The 19,319-nt window shown below is 39.8% G+C and carries 17 protein-coding genes and 3 pseudogenes; 2 read left to right on the top strand and 18 right to left on the bottom strand.

Going from position 1 to position 19,319, the window contains the following annotated elements; translation table 11 throughout:
- The 12 genes and pseudogenes from AB5916_RS04720 to AB5916_RS04665 all read right to left on the bottom strand — a co-directional run bounded on the left by AB5916_RS04720 (position 1) and on the right by AB5916_RS04665 (position 10,929).
- A complete protein-coding gene (locus AB5916_RS04720; RefSeq protein ID WP_368189483.1) occupies positions 1-894 on the bottom strand; it encodes a hypothetical protein in 894 nt (297 codons plus the stop codon).
- A gap of 149 nt (positions 895-1,043) precedes the next feature.
- The gene (locus AB5916_RS04715) at positions 1,044-1,298 is read right to left on the bottom strand and encodes a kinase (protein WP_368189480.1); all 255 of its coding nucleotides are present in this window, start codon (positions 1,296-1,298) and stop codon (positions 1,044-1,046) included.
- A gap of 145 nt (positions 1,299-1,443) precedes the next feature.
- A pseudogene (locus AB5916_RS04710) lies at positions 1,444-1,620 on the bottom strand (sporulation transcriptional regulator SpoIIID); the annotation flags it as partial.
- Positions 1,607-3,142 carry a recombinase family protein gene (locus tag AB5916_RS04705; protein ID WP_117593509.1) on the bottom strand — a complete coding sequence of 512 codons (1,536 nt, stop codon included), beginning with the start codon at positions 3,140-3,142 and terminating at the stop codon, positions 1,607-1,609. The pseudogene AB5916_RS04710 and the gene AB5916_RS04705, both read right to left, overlap by 14 nt.
- A 119-nt stretch (positions 3,143-3,261) precedes the next feature.
- The gene (locus AB5916_RS04700) at positions 3,262-4,440 is read right to left on the bottom strand and encodes a hypothetical protein (protein WP_117943764.1); all 1,179 of its coding nucleotides are present in this window, start codon (positions 4,438-4,440) and stop codon (positions 3,262-3,264) included.
- Positions 4,437-4,985: a hypothetical protein gene (locus AB5916_RS04695; protein ID WP_117943763.1), complete on the bottom strand. Its 549-nt coding sequence runs from the start codon at positions 4,983-4,985 to the stop codon at positions 4,437-4,439. The genes AB5916_RS04700 and AB5916_RS04695 overlap by 4 nt, the downstream gene beginning before the upstream one ends.
- A 27-nt stretch (positions 4,986-5,012) precedes the next feature.
- Positions 5,013-6,689 carry an RNA-binding domain-containing protein gene (locus AB5916_RS04690; protein ID WP_117593511.1) on the bottom strand — a complete coding sequence of 559 codons (1,677 nt, stop codon included), beginning with the start codon at positions 6,687-6,689 and terminating at the stop codon, positions 5,013-5,015.
- A gap of 128 nt (positions 6,690-6,817) precedes the next feature.
- Complete coding sequence (locus tag AB5916_RS04685) at positions 6,818-6,994, bottom strand: hypothetical protein (protein ID WP_171030313.1); 177 nt, start codon at positions 6,992-6,994, stop codon at positions 6,818-6,820.
- 307 nt (positions 6,995-7,301) lie between these two features.
- The gene (locus tag AB5916_RS04680; protein WP_227226691.1) at positions 7,302-8,651 is read right to left on the bottom strand and encodes a virulence-associated E family protein; all 1,350 of its coding nucleotides are present in this window, start codon (positions 8,649-8,651) and stop codon (positions 7,302-7,304) included.
- Positions 8,560-9,264, bottom strand: a complete 705-nt coding sequence (locus AB5916_RS04675) for a CHC2 zinc finger domain-containing protein (RefSeq protein WP_022388632.1) — start codon at positions 9,262-9,264, stop codon at positions 8,560-8,562. Before AB5916_RS04675 ends, AB5916_RS04680 begins: the two co-directional genes overlap by 92 nt.
- A gap of 21 nt (positions 9,265-9,285) precedes the next feature.
- Complete coding sequence (locus tag AB5916_RS04670; protein ID WP_022388633.1) at positions 9,286-10,524, bottom strand: hypothetical protein; 1,239 nt, start codon at positions 10,522-10,524, stop codon at positions 9,286-9,288.
- A gap of 180 nt (positions 10,525-10,704) precedes the next feature.
- A complete protein-coding gene (locus AB5916_RS04665; RefSeq protein WP_008707138.1) occupies positions 10,705-10,929 on the bottom strand; it encodes a helix-turn-helix domain-containing protein in 225 nt (74 codons plus the stop codon).
- Positions 10,930-11,245: 316 nt separating this feature from the next.
- On the opposite strand from AB5916_RS04665, the gene AB5916_RS04660 reads away from it, so the two are divergent.
- Positions 11,246-12,289, top strand: a complete 1,044-nt coding sequence (locus AB5916_RS04660) for a DUF6076 domain-containing protein (RefSeq protein ID WP_368189472.1) — start codon at positions 11,246-11,248, stop codon at positions 12,287-12,289.
- A gap of 30 nt (positions 12,290-12,319) precedes the next feature.
- Here AB5916_RS04660 and AB5916_RS04655 read toward each other — a convergent pair whose 3' ends face one another.
- The 5 genes and pseudogenes from AB5916_RS04655 to AB5916_RS04635 form a co-directional block, all read right to left on the bottom strand.
- Positions 12,320-12,742, bottom strand: coding sequence for a winged helix-turn-helix domain-containing protein (locus tag AB5916_RS04655; RefSeq protein WP_368189607.1), 423 nt, complete (start codon positions 12,740-12,742; stop codon positions 12,320-12,322).
- A gap of 39 nt (positions 12,743-12,781) precedes the next feature.
- Positions 12,782-14,791 (bottom strand): M56 family metallopeptidase, encoded by a 2,010-nt coding sequence (locus AB5916_RS04650; protein WP_118045006.1) that lies wholly within the window; start codon positions 14,789-14,791, stop codon positions 12,782-12,784.
- A 25-nt stretch (positions 14,792-14,816) separates the two neighbouring features.
- A complete protein-coding gene (locus AB5916_RS04645) occupies positions 14,817-15,185 on the bottom strand; it encodes a BlaI/MecI/CopY family transcriptional regulator (protein WP_008707144.1) in 369 nt (122 codons plus the stop codon).
- Between the two features lie 130 nt (positions 15,186-15,315).
- Positions 15,316-15,693: pseudogene (locus AB5916_RS04640) on the bottom strand (TnpV protein).
- A 55-nt stretch (positions 15,694-15,748) separates the two neighbouring features.
- Positions 15,749-15,874 (bottom strand): annotated as a pseudogene (locus tag AB5916_RS04635) (sporulation transcriptional regulator SpoIIID); the annotation flags it as partial.
- Between the two features lie 204 nt (positions 15,875-16,078).
- Here AB5916_RS04635 and AB5916_RS04630 point away from each other — a divergent pair.
- Positions 16,079-17,116, top strand: coding sequence for a YeiH family protein (locus tag AB5916_RS04630; protein ID WP_368189470.1), 1,038 nt, complete (start codon positions 16,079-16,081; stop codon positions 17,114-17,116).
- Between the two features lie 103 nt (positions 17,117-17,219).
- Here AB5916_RS04630 and AB5916_RS04625 read toward each other — a convergent pair whose 3' ends face one another.
- On the bottom strand, positions 17,220-19,181 hold the full coding sequence (locus AB5916_RS04625; RefSeq protein ID WP_368189468.1) for an InlB B-repeat-containing protein: 1,962 nt from the start codon (positions 19,179-19,181) through the stop codon (positions 17,220-17,222).
- Positions 19,182-19,319 lie beyond the last annotated feature (138 nt).

The following is a 19,319-nucleotide window of genomic DNA, read 5'->3' as shown; positions in this document are numbered from 1 at the left end:
CTATCCCCAGATACCGCTTCTTACTTCCTCCAGATTTTCCAAAATGTAATTGTATATTTCTATGGATACATTTGCCGGATAATGCAGACCATCCACAGTAGCATACCCATTTTCCACAAGATGGGTATAAACATCAATGTATTTCACTCCGGAAAGATTATTCTCCATAGATGTGTTAAAGCTTTCAATCTGCGCATTGGTTATATAGGGATCCTTCTCAACCGGTCCTACAGACACAAAATATGTCTGGGCTCCTATTGCCGCCCATTCGTAGGCCTTTTCATTAATGTAATTGATATAATTATTTACATTGAAAGGGTCATTTACTCCCATCAAAAAAATAATGGCCGTGTTTTTCTCGATCTCATCTTCGATCTGCGGTACTCCAGTCTGCACCATCCAATCATATCCTTTTCCTGAAAGGCAGGACCAGACACTGTCATCCCCTACTGCATCCCGGATCCCTTCTGTCCTGGAATCTCCCACAAAGATCAGCTTATCATTCGTCACCGTATCCGGATGGTCAGGTCTGCTTAAAGTGCCTTCTTCCGAAGACTGCTCAGACTTTCGCTTCGCCGGAGTTATGGTAGGTGCCTGGGTTATGGTGGGCACTGGACTCATTTCCGGCGGAGGCGTGATACTTACAACAGGAGTAGTACTGATTTCTGTCATACTGCTTATCTCTGGAGTGGCACTGACCGCAGTGACAGATGCAGGGGCAGCTGTTGGCTCAGGACTTAAAGATGGAGTTATACTTGGTCTTACCACAGTGACTTCTTCCGTCATTTCCTGTACAGTCTCTGGCACACCGGAAGGCTTTGACGGCCCTGCTGTTTCTGCCTGTCCTTCTTTTTTTCCACTGCTACCACAGCCTGTACACCCTATCATTATCATGCAGATTAAAATCAATCCAAATCGTCGGATTCCTTTTTTCTGTTTTCTAATTATTTTCAAATTATACACTTCCTTGAAAAAACCGCACATGTTAAGGAGAAATACGGCATTGACTCTGCCGTTTTTCCTGGCATGTCACATCACATACATCATGTTCCAGGCAGCATGTCCGGCCAGCTGAGGATCTCTTTTAAAATCACTTCTTCATAATCCCCTTCTATATCCTGACTTCTGCCAGCTTCAAAAACATTGGTTTCTGCTCCCCAGACCTTATCTTCATATTCCCACACATGAAATTTCAGGCCTCGGAATAAAAAATCCAGGCTTCCGCAATTATCTACTTCTGTATATTCATATTTAATTTTCTTTTTCTGTAATGCATCCTGTACCTTTGTCAGCCGCATATGCTGCACCTCCGATTTATCTCTGTTTTCTCCTTCTTACTCACCAAATAATTACCCAAATTATACAATAGCTTCCCAGCAGATTCAACCCTTGCCCTATATCTCAGCACGATACTACAGCCCCGGAATCGGGGCTGCTGCATATTTAACCACCATCCTGCTCTGGATATTTTTCATGAAGATGCAGGTACTTCTCCCTTGTAGCCAGTCCGCCCCGGATATGTCGTTCCTGCTTGTTCACCTCCAATACCTCCCGTGTCCGTTCTGCCAAAGACGGACGAATAGACGCCAGACGCTCTGTCACATCTTTATGTTTGGTTGTCACTAATTAGAACGGTTTCATCTAAGCCTAAATCACCGAAGATTCGTAAGTAAATATCTACGTTACCATCCTTGTCTACTTCAATTTTCTGGATAATCCGTTTAAGCTGTGCATTGGTCATCTGGTGAACATCGGAAATATCTTCAATCTCTTTAAACGTGCGATTCAAGATTGTTTCCAGTTGTTCACCTTTTGTCAGGTGATAAGCAACCATTTTCAACTCATTCTCCAGACGCTCGATTTCCTGTTTTGTGCCGCCGATTTTTTCATTCAGTTCCTCACGTGTAATGAGGTCATCGGTGTACATATCCATGTATTTCTGACGCATTTTTTGAAGCTTGTGAAGCTGTGCGTTCAATTCCTTTTCGTAATTCAGGTTCTCATCCTTGGCTTTGTAAACCCTCTGGAATTCGCCTGTTACGTGACGAATTACATTTTTCTTTGCTTTCAGCAGCTCGGAAAAGTATTCGGACAGAACTTCAATCAACTCTTCCTCGTCCACTGTCTGAGCATTCGGGCAGCTATCCGCCCCACGTCCATTATGACCGGAACATACCCAGCGAATATAAGTATTCTTATAAGTACGAACAGTTCGTCGAAATGACCAGCCACATTCCTTACATTTAATCAGAGTAGAAAACAAATACTTATTGCTCTGCCGTTCCTTTGTTAATTTAAAAGTCTTGCTTCTGCACTCCAAAATCTCCTGTGCCTTTTCATACATTTCCGGCTCAATAATCCGCAGTTCCGGACGTTCTGTTACCATCCACTCCGTTTCATCTTTTTCCGTTCTCTGTCCGGTCAGGAAGTCAGTTACTTCCTGCTTTCCATTGATAATTTTTCCGGTATAAAGTTCATTCGTTAAAATCCGGCACGTCGCATTCTGGCTCCACTGACAATTACGCTTTGTTCGGATGCCTTTCGCATTCAGCATGTTTGCAATCTTGGCGGCACCATATCCTTCTTCGATATACCATTTATAAATCTGCCTGATAACAGCTGCTTCTTCCTCGTTGATTGCCAAATTAAAGTAATCTCCAATGGTTTTATCATATCCGTACACAATATTCGGAACTCGTCCTTTTTCAGCATTCATTTTCTTGCCGAATTTCACACGCTTTGAAGTATTGGCACTTTCTTCCTGCGCCAATGCACCGAAGATTGTCAGAACAAATTCACTGTTTCCCATGCTGGTCATGTTGGCCGTCAAAAACTGTGTCTCGATTCCTAATGCTTTCAGTTTGCGGACATTCTGCAGAAGGTCTACAGTATTTCTGGCAAAGCGAGAGATGTCCTTTACTACTACCATATCAAATAGTCCATGTTCAGCATCAGCCATCATGCGTAAAAATTCTTTTCGATTTTTTATTTTCGTGCCTGAAATACCCTCATCTGCATATAATCTAACTAAGTTGTCACCAGTACGCTGGGTGTACTCAGAGAAAAATTGCTTTTGAGCTTCCAGACTGTTGAGCTGATCAGCTTTATCAGTGGAGACACGACAATAAGCAGCTATATTCATATCTAATACCTTTCTGTTATATTTAAGTCGTTCTGTTACAACTTTATTGTACCATCTAAAATATAATTGTAAATAGCAAAATAAGGAATACCCTTTCTTCAGAATATTCCTTATATGCATTACTCTTCGATAAAAAAATTTTCTAACAATAGCATAATGGATTGTTCATCAACATTACCTGGTTCTTTTAAATTTTTTTTCTTTTTATTCAATAACAAATATGTATCTGTAAAAACATCTTGTATCGTCCCAAGGCATTTATCTTTTGCTAATTTAACCATCAACTCAAGAATTACACGATCCACATAGATATGCAAATGTTCTCCTAACATTTGTATTCGTTTATGGCTTTCCCCTGCATGAACAATAGCATTTCTAAGCCTATATAAGCGATAAAGATGCCATTCAATTCTTTGACAATACTTTTCGGAAAGATGCCATAATTTTTCGCGATTTTCTCTTTGCTCATATAAGTTATATATTTTATAACGTATATTGGGATAATACTTAAGCTCATTCGCAAAATAATCTTCTCGATATTTCTCATATTTTTCAAGAAATATAAAGCCTGCGATTTTACAAATCTCTTTATCGAATTCTGTTATATCTTTAAGCAACAAACTTACTTTTCGATTACCTAAATTATTTTTCAAATCGTCAAGTATATTAGAAAATATGCATTCGAAATAGTCATTTTGTAGAATGGAAACTATATTATCAGTAACGCTTTCAATTTTGGATTTTGAACTATCTGTAACACTTGCAACCTCCAACGCTGACCACAAATTAAGAAATGCATCATTTAAGTCTTGTTGATTTAATGCCGCATTATGCAAATCAACAATCTTATTAAGCTGAGAATAAGTTTCCTTTCCTTTTTCTTGGCATCCCAAAACAATTGTATCTATTTCAGTTTTAAAATTTTCTCGTGGCTCAGGCTTGATACTTTTATACCCAAACGCTTTTACGGGAAGAATTATTCCCTCTTGGGTATCTTGTCGAATTACCAATCCGTTTTTACCTATTACACTGATATTATCATTCAAAAAAACTTCTAAATATCTCAAAAAAATTTCTAATGCAGAATACGCTCGTTTCATTGCTGAATAATTATCATATGCCTTTGTTTCCATAACCCCTATAAAGGACTTTTGCTTTCTTTTAATCTGTTTAAAGCAACCATCATCTTCAAACGAAATATGCAATCTTTCATTTAACAACTTTTGATATGGCTTTAATTTTTCATAAAAAACAAAGTACACTTTGTATTTACCAATTTCAAAATCAAACCTATTCAAAAAAATCTGTGCTTTTTTTCTGGATCATTTATACTTTCCTCAAATATATTTCTCAGGAATCTATATATATATTCCGATGAATATCCATGCCATAGCAAAAAAGCAAGCCAAGCACGAAGTCCTTTTTCAATTTCTGTTTTACGGTTTGATTCCGACAAATTTTCTTTCAAGTATTTACAACATATTTCATAGTACTTTTTCTTTGGTATCTTATTGAATATATAATGTACCGCTGTTCTTTGATCTTTATCTAAAAATTTTGCCATCTCTTCAATAACTTCATATTTATACAACTCTCGAACAATAACGTCTGTCATTAAACTCGACTTAATCTCTTTTGCAATTATATCTAATTGATATTGCTTAATACTCCCTTTCACCACATCTTTTTCAGTATCAACATATTCTTCTAATAATGTTTGTGTATTATGAACAGGCGCTTTAACAATATCATCTGAATAATGAAACAACATTTCTTGTAGTCTTTGAACAAAAAATAAATATCCATCCTTAGTAGATGTCCAATCTTGTGTAATATATTTCATTTTTCATCCCCCTCGCATTTTTGTAAATCAATCATTTTTTATCAAGTACCACTTTGCATACCTATTAGTTCCTGTTGTAACAACAATTCCATCCTTTTTCATTGCCTGTAACAAATTAGAAACCTTCTTCGATTTCTGTTCATCGCTAAGTACTTCTGGCAATGCTTTTTCCAGTACTTCCATTAAATCTCTTTTGCTGGCTTCTCCCATTGACTGAAGTGCTTTTATAATTAACTGCTTGCAAATATCATCATCTAACCCTTTATTTCGAACATAAGCAGCTTTCTGTCCGACAATATCTGCCACCTTGAAAGATACAAAAACATTAGGATAACGTCCTTCCACAAGACCTTTTTTCTTCAAATCCTTAAAGCTTTCTTTAGAAACTACTTCCTGTTTCTGAACTTTATCCAACAAAAATACAGTTCTCATATCTAAATCTTCATTGGAATATAAAAGCTGAGTATAATTCTTATCCAATATCTTTCCGTACACAGTCACTGTAACTCTATTAATTGTGTTCAAATCATATGTCGGCAATGGGAAGCATTTATCACGCTGTATCTGATACATCATTGGTATTCCCATTGAATTTGTATCAATCATATACAGATTTACCATTGCGTTACACAAAAACACATTTCGATAATACGGTGGTTTATATCCCGGTTCCAGTGCTTGTTCAATAGTTTCTGGTATAAAAGCCCCCTCATTGATAAATACCAGTCTGTCCTCAAATTCCTCTACGTTGATTTTTCCACGCAAGCGATAGTCCTGATGAGCAATACAGTTATTAATAATCTCTTTGATCAGCTCTGGTTCATATTGATCTACTTCATCCGGAAACAAAGTCTGCTGTCCGGCAATATAACGATACTTTACATTTCTGATCCTGGAATATACCTTATCCACTGCCATTAACATCGGTATATCAAAATGTTCATAAGCTTTTACCGAATTATCTGCATTATAAAGTGTCCAGGTAATTCTAGGAATAAAGCCATCAAAGAAATATTTAGCCTCACTTTTTCCTAATAACAATAATGCCGTTCTGGTGATTTTTCCTTTTATTGTAATACCAGCTTTATTTAAAACCTCAATATCAGACAGTTTCTTTAAAACTTCCTGTGCTTTTTTTCGATCACTCTGACGTTTTGAGAAAAGTTCTCTTGCTCTTTTAATCGCTTCTTCATCCAAGTCTTCTATCGTTGCATCTTCTACAATTTCTTTTGACCAATCCATTCCTATTTGACTTCTAAGTAGATCTACTTTATTCATCGGAAGCGGTGATATAGATTCATGCTCTCTGGCATACGCTGCCCCTTGCCATGTTGTCGGAATCCCCCTAATAGCTGGAGGAATTTGAAATGCTATCACTCGACATTTTTCCATTGTCAGTTCGTATATCTCCAGAAATGTCAATCGTTCATTGGTTCCATTTACGATTTCCTTTTTCAAACTTTGCAGACTTCCCTGTTTCCGAAATTCCGTTCCTACATATCGTTTATCATCCGAAATTCCGAAAATCAGCCACGCCTCCTGTAATCCCCGAAGATTTGCTTCATTGCTAAGTGCAGAAAAATATTTACCAATGTCATTAAACGAATAATTTGTGCGTGCTTCTTTAAATTCTACAACTTCATTTTCAAAAGATTCTATCATGCGAACAATCTTTTCTTTTAATTGGCTATCCGTATATATCATATTCTTCCGCCTTTCAAAATTTTCTATGACTAAATTCTATGACTAATCTATGACTTTCTAGAACTAATTTTAACTGATTTTCAGACAGAACACAAGCAATAGCAAAAAAATAAAAGGCATCCCACGCGCTACGCAGGACACCCTCCATCATGTTTTGGTTCATTGGGAAGCTCATCCGCTGCTTCTTGTATTGCCTGTTCCACCTTACTTGCATTTGCTTCAATCAATATCTTTAACAGATAGTCGGCGGTTACTTCCGCTGTGTTTGGATTATGGAATCGATAATTAAGTTTTCTCTTTTTCATAGCGGAATTTCCACCTCCTCCCGTATGTCTTTGTCCATAACTATGAAAATGTTTTTTGAAATAGTCCTGCCAAATGCTATTCCTGTTCAACTTAAATAGATGCCGGTCAAAGGGGCATCCCTGTTGTAAACCACCGCTGTAAACAAACTCCAAAAAATCTAATTCTTTTTGTTTTTTCAGTTTTCTTTCCTCAATACCAAATTACTCTTATATATCTGTTTATTGTTTACAAATTCTACAAGTCAAAGCAATAACCATAGATAAAAGCGTAAACAACACGCCAACTACCGTAAACCTGACTGGCGTTTTACCGGAAGGGTAACTCCATCTGCCGGGCTTCCTCCTCAGTAACCGGGTACCAGTCATTTTCATTTTTTAAGTCTTTTGTGTCTCGTTTACAGTTTTCGTTTACACATACCCACGAACGCTGTGTACCGTAATCCTTGAACCTTGTCATCGTACCCTGTTTCCAACCCACAATGCTTGTATTCATGATTTCACAGATGCGGTCTGTCTCCGCCTTCTTCGGCTTTATATAAGGATTGTCCAGTGCCTCCTTAAACAGCATCAATGAACAGACTTTCCTATCCTCATGTTCATCCAGCCATGCCTGTATCATTCCGGCTTCCGTATCATCCGCCATGAACTCCTGCCGCAATTTATCAAGCTGTGCTTCTGTTTCCTTTGAAAACGCCAATTTAAAATTCCCATTACGGTACAACATCATTGCTTCCGCCCACACCTGATCAATATACTGTCTGGATTCCTTCTCATTTTCGAGGATATGAACCTCCATCTCTGCCCGGTTCGTCTGAACCGGAACGAATCTTCGATTTCCGGTACGGTCAAAAGGCAGGAATCGCTTTATATTGGATGTTCCTCCAAATACACATTGCCTCGGACGATCAAGAGCATATACTGCATAAGAATCCCGATAAGTCTCTTTCTGCCTGCTCAGAAAGCTCTTTGTTTCCTCAATACTCTTAGAGCGTGCCGTTGCGACCATTTCAGACATTTCAATCATCCAATGACCACGAAGCTGACAATAAACTTTTTCCGAATCCAGTTTGCCGATGTCATCGGTGAACCAGTCATCCTTTACTGCCATGAATCGAAAAAATGTAGATTTTCCTACGCCCTGACCACCGACCAGACAGAGCATATATTCAAACTTAATTCCAGGGCGGAACGCACGGGCAATAGCTCCCAGCAAAAATATTTTCATACTTTCATAGGTCAACTCATCCACAGGTGCGCCCAAGAAATGATGCAGCACATAGCGGATACGCTCCTGTCCATCCCATTGCAGACTATTCAGATAATTCCGGACAGGATGATATTTGTTCCGATCCGCCTGATGGACAATACTTTTCTGCACAACCTTATCCATCGTCAAACCATACGTTTCTTCCAGATAAAGCATAATATAGTTCAAATCCATATCTGTGAATGCCGGGCTTATCCGTTCCCACCACACAGGTTTTACAAGGTCTGTCTGCTCAGTCAAAATATTATACCGGAATACACCTTTTAACAGAGGATCATGTTCTAAAATTAGTTTACAGTTATGCCGATTGTTTTTCACAGCACCCTTCTGTGTCATTTCCAGTTGTTCTCTGATTTCCTCTACTGTCAACTCCGCTTCCATTATATCCATCACTTCGCACAATTCCTGTCGTGTCTGTGGTGATAAAGTCTGAAATTCTCTGTTCAATTGCTGTCACCTCCTTCCCATGAGCCACCACTACGGCAACTCGTTCTTCTAATGTGCCTGATAATAATGTATCCAACAGGTACTCTGTTTCTGATATTTTTTCCAATGCCTCCATAAACAGCGGATGCCAGACATCTTCCACCTGTTTCGGAGCACACTCTTCTTTCCACTGTTTCAACAAATGCAGGTAATCTGCCAGTGCACGGAAATATCTATTTTCTGCCTGCAGATACCTCTGTTCCTGTGTTAGCTGTCGTTTGATTTGTTTTCTCTGTGGCGGGCTGTGCCCCATGTTCTCATAATGTATAGAAAAATCTCTTGCCAATTTCTCTGCCGCCTCTTTTGGTTTTAAATTGTACAAGTGTGCCGTAAAATCAATCACATCCCCATCTGCCTGACATCCGAAACAATGAAAACGCCTGTCCACTTTCATGCTTGGATTCTTGTCACGGTGAAATGGACAGACCGCCATTCCATTCTTGTTTACCCGTATTCCATAGCTTTCTGCAGCCTGCCGGGTAGTCACAGACTGTTTAACTGCTTCAAATATATTCATCCTTTTCCTCTTTTCTTTACATCACAACTCCATATCGTTCCTTCCCAATTTAGTTCTTCCTTCGTGTTCCCATCGCTCTCGGTTCTCCTGTTCCGCAGTAATTTTTGCTTTTGCCAGCCTATCCAGAATGGAACTTCTGGCTTTTTTCTTAATCTGTTCGGTATTCACCTTTTTGACTTCCGGTTTTATCAGCGTGGTCTGGATTGTTTTAACTGCTGTCTGCATAGCTTTTGTAATTTTGGTAATTACTCCGTCCAATCGACTTACAGCATAAGTTCTTTCTTTTTGGGAAGCCTTGCGCTCAGGGGAAAGCACCCACGCCTTTGACTGTTCTACCAGACGAATGTCTTCTTTATGGGTTTCCACTCTAACCTCATCCGTCACAACCTCCACAGCTTTGTCGTAAGCAATATCTGAAACTTCATCGATCAAAGCTTCTACTTCTTCAATTTTCAAAGTAAGTGTATCCAGTATTTCTGTCTGGTTTTTCATCTGTTCCTTTTGCTTAAACAGGATATAATCCTGCTTTTCAAGATAATCTCGCCCTCCATAAGACGGTTCTTCTTCCAGATGCAACCCGTATTTTCGAGTTATATCAAAAAGCATTGTCCGGCAAATAGCATCAAAAGTCTGCTTTCGATTATTATTGCGGCCTTTAGGTTTATCCGGTTTTGGAAGTGCAATCCCTAATTCTTCCAGTGCTTTTTCCTGCTGGGGACAGATTTCCCCGTACTTATTCTCACAATCAAAAACATGACGTTCATGAATGTGCGGCGTTCCTTCGTCCAAATGCAGTGCCCAGTCCAGAATATGGACATGAGAACCGAACCGATTTGTGAACTGCTTTGTAAAGTCCTGTATGACCGCAAGTAATATTTCATAGGAAACAGATTCTTCTACTGTTCCTATTTGAAAAATAGTTTCCTCTGGACAGGTTTTATTGTTCTTTAGTAAATCTTCCACAGATCGGTTACGCTCTGTATGACGGGTTCTTGCATTTCTTTCATTCTGCGCTTCTATATATTTTCCATAATGTTCCTGATAAAAAGTACATTCAATTTTCTCAAAACTGATATCCTGAGAATCTTCTTCCCTGTTCTGCATTGTGGTATAGCCACGGTAACAGTCCCAGTAAATATTTTCTCTGACTCTTCCAGCATCAATATGTTCACTGTTTTCCAAGTCGAAACGGCGATCATTATGCCTGGGATTATAAGTGCCATTTTTCCCGGAGCGTCCATTGTGTCTTGTTGCTTTCAATAATTTTCTTGCCCTCCTTTTTCACGTTTTTCCAAATTAAATAAGGCAGCGAAGCTGCAAACCTGCGTGAATTTGCGTCAGGTAATACCCAGTACGAGTAGACGCACGCATCAACTCACTGGGCAATGGCTGCCGCCCTTAACCTGCACAAAAGACTTCGCTCTCCGCTCTGCTCCAGATTTAGTTACTATTCTCCGGCACCCTTCCATTCCCCTTTGCCATCCATTCGAAAAAAGCAATTTTACTAACCTTAATTAATCTGCCGCTTCGAAATGCCGGAAAACCGGGTGTATGAACCAGTTCATAAGCCGTTACTCTGGAAATCCCCATAATCCGCTGAATATCAGCCACATCCAGTACAAGAGGCAGTTCATCATAATTGTTTAATCTCTTATTTTCACTCATGTTGTTCCTCCATTTTTGATCTCATTTTTTTAGCTTCTCATTGCCGTTTTATCTTTCCTGTTTCCTGAGTCATACTGCTGTCAAGGCATACAACACGTCATCCATTCGGATGCGCTCACTTCTTTTATCGAAGGTCATGGCGGTTTATCTCAGGTTAGACGGTCATAAAGTTGTCAAAATACACTGCATAGTACGAAATTACCATGCAATCGTATCTTATCAATCTCATCTTGACTTTTCAATACTTTAGCGATACCATAAATGTAACTAATATTATATTTTTTAAAATTACCATACAAAACAGGAGCAAATAGAAATGGCTTATCAATTTATAAGGCAAGAACCTTGCTACGACCACATCCTCTTCGTTCTGGCATTAGATAGAGACAAAATGAAGGAGCGAATTTTAATCGGAACAGAACAGCAAATCCGTTTTCGACTGGACGGAAATAAAGATAACGATGTCATGCATGATATAACGCGCCCTCTCGGACGTTTTCTGATAGATTTTGAATATGATAAAGAGAAGAACTGGAATATATATGGACTCGCTCCTCTACGTGATGCATTGCACACTAACCGTTGGAAACAGCCTGCACTGGAACAGACCTCTGCTGATTTTCTGGCAAAAAAATATCTCACCGACGATCCGGTGAGAATATATGCTGCATTCCGTATTTGGAATGAATATCTTGTTACAAGGGAATATCGTGACCGTAATACTGCCTGTGATCGTTTTATAGAAAAAATGCAAATTTTGACTCAGGCATTCCAAACAGAAAATGTCATGAATTTTAATTCTGATACCGGAAAACCAGAACGTTTTCATACTGGCAGTCTTTATTTCCGCAACACTCCTGCTGAAATTACCCGACTTGAGCTTTGGTTTCCGGATAATAGGCGCAGAACAGAATGTGTAGCTGCCTACAGCTCTTTTTATCCGCTTATCACTTATTACTTGAATCGGCTGAATGACTGGGGCCTTTGTTTCCGTCAGTGCAAAGTCTGTGGAAAATATTTTCTGGCAAAAAGCCAGCGTTATGAACTGTGCAGTGATAAGTGCCGTAAAGCACAGGCACTTCAAAACAAAAGGGAGTTTGATGAACGAGCCAGAGAAAACAACTATGATCTGCTTTATAAAAATGAATGCCAGAATTGGCGTAATAAAATCAATAAATCCAAAAAAACTGCTAATTTTCCGATTGAACGCCTGGAAGAAATGAAAAATGCGTTTGACCTTTTTAAGAAAGAAGCTCTGCAGCGTAAGAAAGCTGTAAAGGCAGGAGCAACCAGTCCGACAGAATTCACAGACTGGTTGTATCAGCAGAGCAATATTATCTTAAAACTCAGCAAAATCTGAATCCATCCCTGTAAAGGAAAGGCAGCGAATTTACTCGCTGCCTGCCTTCTCATTGAACTTGTATCCTACACCCCAGACGGTTTGAATATATACCGGGTTACCCGGATCATCTTCTATCTTCTCACGAATATGACTGATATGGCTCATTACTATATTGTAATCGCCAAAATAGGATTCTTTCCAGACTATATCATAAATCTGTTCTTTACTAAATACTCTTCCTGGATTTTGTGCTAATAACTGCAGGATTTCAAACTCGGTGTAAGTTAATTCTATTTTTCTATTATCACGAACAACTTCCCTCCGTTTCAAATCAATCGCTATACCCTTATGCCTTATTTTCGATTGAAGTTGTATTTCCTGAAAAAGGAATTTTTCTCTGCCGGAATCTAACACGGAAATAACAGAATTTACCAACTCTTCCTCATCTCCCTCGAATGATACCAGCAATATTTTTCCCACTTAATCATCCTCGTTTCATTTAGCACTAACTTAATGCTTCGCCTCTGAATTATATTCCGCAAATGTTTCCGTTTCCGGATTAAATTCAGTAAATAATTCCTGCATTCTATTTTTGCTTACTTTTTGAAAGCTGCTAATCTTTCCACTTTTGTCTCTCGTTACTTCAATGTACATAGTGCCGTTGCTGTTAGAAAAGATTCCCCTTCCCTCATCATATAAATCTGCTATAATCTTACCATTATAAACCCAGTTTCCTTGAGCATCACAGGATACTCCATAATCAGCATACTCCTGTGGAACAGCAATATTAAGACCTTTTCCCTCTTCACTGCTATATTCGCCCATGTCATCAGCCGCTATGTTCTCACTTCCTCCTTCTTCAAAAACAGATCCTTTCATTTCATCTGCAGTTACAGCTTCTCCGCCGGAACTTTCAACCAATGCCGCCGGTTCTGACCAAAAATCATCTGATAACGGTTCTGCCTTTACGTCTGTGATGGTGCCATAGTTTTCCCTTTGCACTTCAACTCGAAGCGTACCTCCACGTTTGGAACTTATTGTATAAGTACCCGGCTTAAACTCATCCCGGAAATATCCAATGGTCTTTCCATCATACATCAGAAATCCTGTTTCTTTCTGGTAAGTTATTCCCGCTTTTGCATATTCAGAAAGCTGTTCTTCGCTGAATACATTTTCATTACTGTCTTTATTTTCGGTGACCGTTTCTGCTTCCTGCTTCGCATATTCTATATTTTCCGGAGAATATGCCATTGTAATTCCCACTGCATCATCAGATGATTTCGACAACTTCATCCCATCTTTTATTTTTTGAAGATTATCCTCATAAAGTGCAATCGTCTCATCTACCTTTTCCTGTGTCCATACAAACCATCCGTCGCCGCCTGTATAAGCTTTTTCACCAATCATAGACTGCAGAACTTCTTTTTCCTCGTCCAGCCATTTCGCATACTCTTCTGCTGTCCACCATTCCACATCCGAACTTGAAAGTGATTCATCTTCCCGGATATTCACTTCGTTTAAAGCAACTGTTGTTTCACCGTTTTCTTGCGCTGTCTCTGTCTTTTTCTCCAAGGATGATGCGGAAGTTGCAAATCCACCTGTCACGCAAATTACCAATACTGCACTTATAATTACTGCAAACTTAGATGTCTTCTTTATCTTCATAATTGCTCTTATCCTCTCTTCAATCGCATTTTTACTGAAACTGTTACATAATGGTGTCAGTCCGCTCTTTTTTTCTTCCATAGATATTAAAGCAGTTGCATATACCGACTTTATATCCATTCCAAATCTACGGACTACGGTTTCGTCACAGGATAATTCCAAATCTCTGTTAAAAAGAATATACATTACCCACACAAGAGGATTAAACCAATGAATGCATACTGCAGCAATCATTATCAGCTTTGTAAGCATATCAAGCCGTCTGATATGCACATATTCATGTTCCAACACATAACGAAGCTGATAAATATTTTTCCATTCTGTATTTTTCGGCATTAAAATAACTGGGCGAATCACACCATAAGAAAGTGGTGCAGCTATGGTTTCTGTCTGCCGGATGGATAGACTCCTTTTTAGTGGATGTTTTTCCTTCCATGCTTCCAAAATATCATTTTCAACAGGCAGCGAAAATCGAAATTCCCGATAACATTTTATATAGGAAACCGCAAAAAATCCAAAACAAAGTAACAGACCTGCCAGCCATATTACACTCAAAATCGAAATGGATTCTGTTCTCTGCACCATAGCCTCTGATAATCCATTTGCTATCTCAGGCATATTACCATGAATGGGTAAAAATGTTGTCGTTTGCGCCGTTCTCACTGGGTTTATATCAGAATAAATACTCTGCAACAGAGAATAAATACTTGTGACTGATTTTATGGAAAATGGAACTAATAACCGTATTAATGCAATCCACCATAAAATCAAAAATGTTTTCTTCGGTAATCTGTTGATAAGCACAGCCCTTAATACCACAATAAGTAAAATAATAACCGTTCCCAGAAAACTCATTTGCAGCAGGCTCATATACATCACCTCATTCCAATTCACTGACGATCTGCTTCAGGTTCTTAATCTGCTCCATAGAAAGTTTTTTTCTGCCAAGAAGTGCCGCAAACAACTTGTCAACAGATCCATCATATATCTTATCAATAAGTTCATCTGTTTCCAGATCCTGTACCTGTTCTTTTGCTATAAGCGCATGGCACATAAATCCCGGTTCCGTTCGTTCAATCGCGCCTTTATTGATACACCGCTTAATCAATGTATACGTTGTGTTTTTATTCCAGCCGACTTCTCTGTTTAAAGTATCTGCAACATATTTCGCTGGCACGTCACCATCCTTCCACAGAACATCCATTACCTTTAATTCCGAATCAAAAAGTTTGATATTTTCCTCTGTCACTTGTTTCGCCTCCTATAAGACTACAGTAGTCTGTTCTTGTTTTCAGACTACCACAGTCTTATAGCATTGTCAATCATTTTCTGTCGCTAGGAAAAGAAAAACAGCCAGCCTTTCGGCTGACTGCTCCATACTAAATATAAACCATTTCGTTCAGTACAATTTCTTCTGCTCTGTTTCTAATATTATTACACCGTTGTACCCAAAGCATAGCATCTTTCCGCTTCAATTCCTCCGTCACTCCCTCAGCCGCTTTCATCTGATCAACAATACACGTAAACCGTTCCTCCGCTTGTTCGTCCAAATCCTCCAGATAGCTCCAAAGTTTTCCGGTCAGCAGTAAACTGGAATATCTACCGTAGCACTGCTTTTTCAGATACTCCCTGTGCATTCGTCCCCACTTACCGATAGATCACTTTTCCTCCGGCAGCTTCAAGTCTGGGATATAATAATCCCCGACAAGTACATAATCAATGCCATTCTCCGTAATTCTTGTTTTCAAATCCTTCATGGTTCGTTCCTCCTCGGTTTTTCTTATTCTATTACCCAAACGAACCGTTCTATATTGTTACTTCCATATGTACTGTGCTTTTACTGATTCCAAACTTTTTCGCGGTCTGTCTTACAGTTGCCTTCTTTTCTACAATGTAATTTCCCAGTTCCACTGCACGCTCTTCAATATAATCTTTCACAAAAATCCCCCGCGTACATCATTTTTACAATGTATGCGTAGGATTTTAAACCTATGTCTGCATCCCTCTAACTGCCAGGATATATTCATTCTCCGTATATAGTTTCTCACACATTCTTCTTTATATTTTTCTGTTTTTCCTTTATAATCGAATCTGGCTCATACGTGGGTTCACATCAAACTTATCAAAGGAGACAAAATCACCATGAAAACTATAAAGCAAAACCTTCCCGGCATATTGATCTGCCTGCTGATTGCTGTTCCTTCCTGGCTAATCGGCAAAAAATTCCCGGTAATAGGCGGTCCGGTGATCGCCATTATCATTGGAATGCTTCTGGCACTGGTATGGACACCTTCCGGGAATCTAAAAACCGGCATTACCTTTACTTCCAAAAAAGTGTTGCAGCTGGCAGTAATCCTTCTGGGCTTTGGCCTTGACCTGAATGTGGTACTTCGCACCGGAAGCCAGTCCCTGCCTATTATCATCTGCACCATTTCTACTTCCCTGCTGATTGCTTTTCTTTTACATAAAGCCATGCATATTGATTCCAACATCAGTACCCTGATCGGAGTAGGGTCTTCTATCTGCGGTGGATCTGCCATTGCAGCCACAGCGCCTGTTATTGATGCAGATGATGAAGAAGTGGCGCAGGCAATTTCTGTAATCTTCTTTTTCAATGTACTAGCAGCTCTGTTTTTCCCAATACTTGGCCATGCCATTGGCTTCAACACTGCCTCCGGTGAATGCTTTGGAATTTTTGCAGGTACTGCTATTAATGATACCTCTTCGGTCACAGCAGCAGCTTCTACCTGGGACAGTATGTGGAATCTTGGTTCTCAGACGCTGGATAAAGCAATAACCGTAAAGCTGACCCGGACTCTTGCCATCATTCCTATCACTTTGGTGCTTGCCCTTATCCGTGCCAGAAGCAGTAAATCCGCCGGTAACAGTTCCAATGGTTTCAGCCTGAAAAAGTCTTTTCCAATGTTCATATTATGGTTCATCCTTGCCTCAGTGATCACTACCATAGCTCTTCGCTTAGGTGCTCCTGCATCCTTTTTTGCGCCATTAAAGGAACTGAGCAAATTCTTTATCATCATGGCAATGGCCGCCATAGGTCTTGGAAGCAACATTGTAAAACTGATCAAAAAGGGAGGCAAACCGATTTTTCTGGGTGCATGCTGTTGGTGCGGCATTACACTGGTCAGTCTCCTTATGCAGCATGTTATGAATCTGTGGTAATGCAAACCAGGATTTAAGAATCCTGGAGAAGTTCATAACTTAATTTGAGTAAAAAAATGCCTCAAAGCATCCGTTGCTTTGGGGCATTTTTCATCAGCTCTCATTACTTAGGAACATCTTGCAGAAGCAAAAATTCCAGGCAATGATAATAAATTCTCTTATAGGTTTTTGTTGTATAATGAAGTCCATCATCCACGCTGTTATCTACACCGCTTCCACTGGCATTTGTGCCATAGCCGTTCTTTAACAGCCAGGAATAGGTATCAATAAATGTATAATCCGACGCCAGCTGACTGCGGATCGTGCTATTAAACTGGCGTACCGCTGCCTCACTTCTTACCACATGTCCGGTGTTCTCCATCATCTTACTGTTGCCTGGATTAACAGACATATAGAAAAGCTTGCAGTTCTTCTTTTTCAATGTAGAGGCCAGGCTCTTCATGTAAGTCACATAAGAAGGCAGATTAGACAGATCATTCACTCCCAGATTAAAGATCACTGCTGTAGGATTCTGGGTGTTGTTATTCTTATTTACAATATTCATGATCTGGTTATAGCCGTCACCTTTCAGCCAGTCAAGTCCCATTCCGGATTGTGCTACAAACTCAGAATTCCATACTACCGTACTGCTTGCACCAAACTCTCTATTCAGAGTTGCCTGCATACGGACTGTCCTGGAATCACCTACAAAGATCACCTGCTTATATTTACGTTTCCATAAATCCACCTGCGCCATGTCTGCAGCTGTAAGATCCGGTTCTGTACTTCTGTTAAAGACCACTGCATATAAAGTCACATCTCCATTTACACGGATACGCCCTGCAGCCTCAAATTCCGGATCTGTACTCTTTCTCTGCGTCCTTGACCATCCAAGGAATGTGTAACCAGAGCCATTTGCCACTGCCGGGAGAGTAAGATAATTGCCCTTTCCAACAGAAACCTTACGGTAAACTGATCCATCATTCTTGCACAGAGTCACTGTCACTCCGGCTTCCTGAACAGCATACAGCTTAACATCTTTCGTCACTTTGTATTTGCTGCCAGTTTTCAGTACAGATGTGCTGCTGTTCTTTACCGTAGACCAGCCCAAACCTACATATCCGGTTCTTGAAGGAACTGCCGGAAGTGTAATATAAGATCCGCTCTCAGCCTCCACCTGGAGTTCCCTGTAATCTGCATTGCTTCTGCCATTGTACATGTAGAAAGAAACTGTATAAGTATCTACTTTCTCTCTCACTGCATAGAATTTAGTATTGGCGGTAATGGTTACTGTATCACCCACTTTGTATAATGGAGCAGCTGCCCCCCGGGTCGTCGTCCATCCAACTCCCTGATAGCCGGTCACTTTCGGAATCTCCGGCAGGGTAAATGTACTGCCCTTAGCCACACGCTTGTTCAGCTTCTTATAAGCTGCATTTGTCTTGCCATTACTGTTATAAAACAGAACTGCGGAGGTAGCGATCCTTTTACGGACTGCATAGAATTTAAGGTTCCTCTTTACAGTGATCACCTGTCCACCCTGAAATTTTGCAGTATCTGCATTCTTCTTCACAGACCATCCAAGATTGTTATAGCCATACGCTCCCGGCACCTGGGGAAGCTTGATCTTCCTGCCAGCTACCACGATCTTCTTCAAAGCCTTCATCTTCCTGGTGCTTGTCCCATTGGTATTATAAAACTGCACATAATAGAACTTATCTGCCCGAAGAGTCAGCACACCATCTTTGATATAACGGCTCCATGCTGCATCAGCGGAAAGAATAAGCTTGGAGGCACCATTAAACCGAAACTTCCCGGACAGCTTCCACCGATACCCCTTTCTTGCCGGAAGTGTAACCGTCTCGCCTATGCTAGTATCAATTTGAAGATCCTCATAATATTTCCTGCCTGTAGGATCCTTAAACCGAATCGTAACAGCATCTCCGTCCTGCAAAGTATCTGCCTTTACTTCTGCTGCTCCAAGGTTGCCTGCACTCCCGGTAAATGGTATATCAATAAATACCATCAAAAGAGCAAGCAGCAGACATAGGAAACGGCCTTTGCTTTTTTGCTTATTATTCTTCATATACTCTCCTCTGTTCATAAACCCTCATGCCGCCTGTCGGCAACATCACAATTCCTTGCTTCTGTATCAGTATAACTGAAACATTTTTAACTTTCAACCACAGGTCAGAAAAAAGTTTAACAAATTTTACATTTGTAT

Source organism: Blautia sp. 1033sp1_1033st1_G9_1033SCRN_220408 (assembly GCF_040929965.1).
Classification (GTDB): Bacteria; Bacillota; Clostridia; order Lachnospirales; family Lachnospiraceae; genus Blautia_A; species Blautia_A ammoniilytica.
This window is presented reverse-complemented; position numbering and strand designations above follow the sequence as displayed.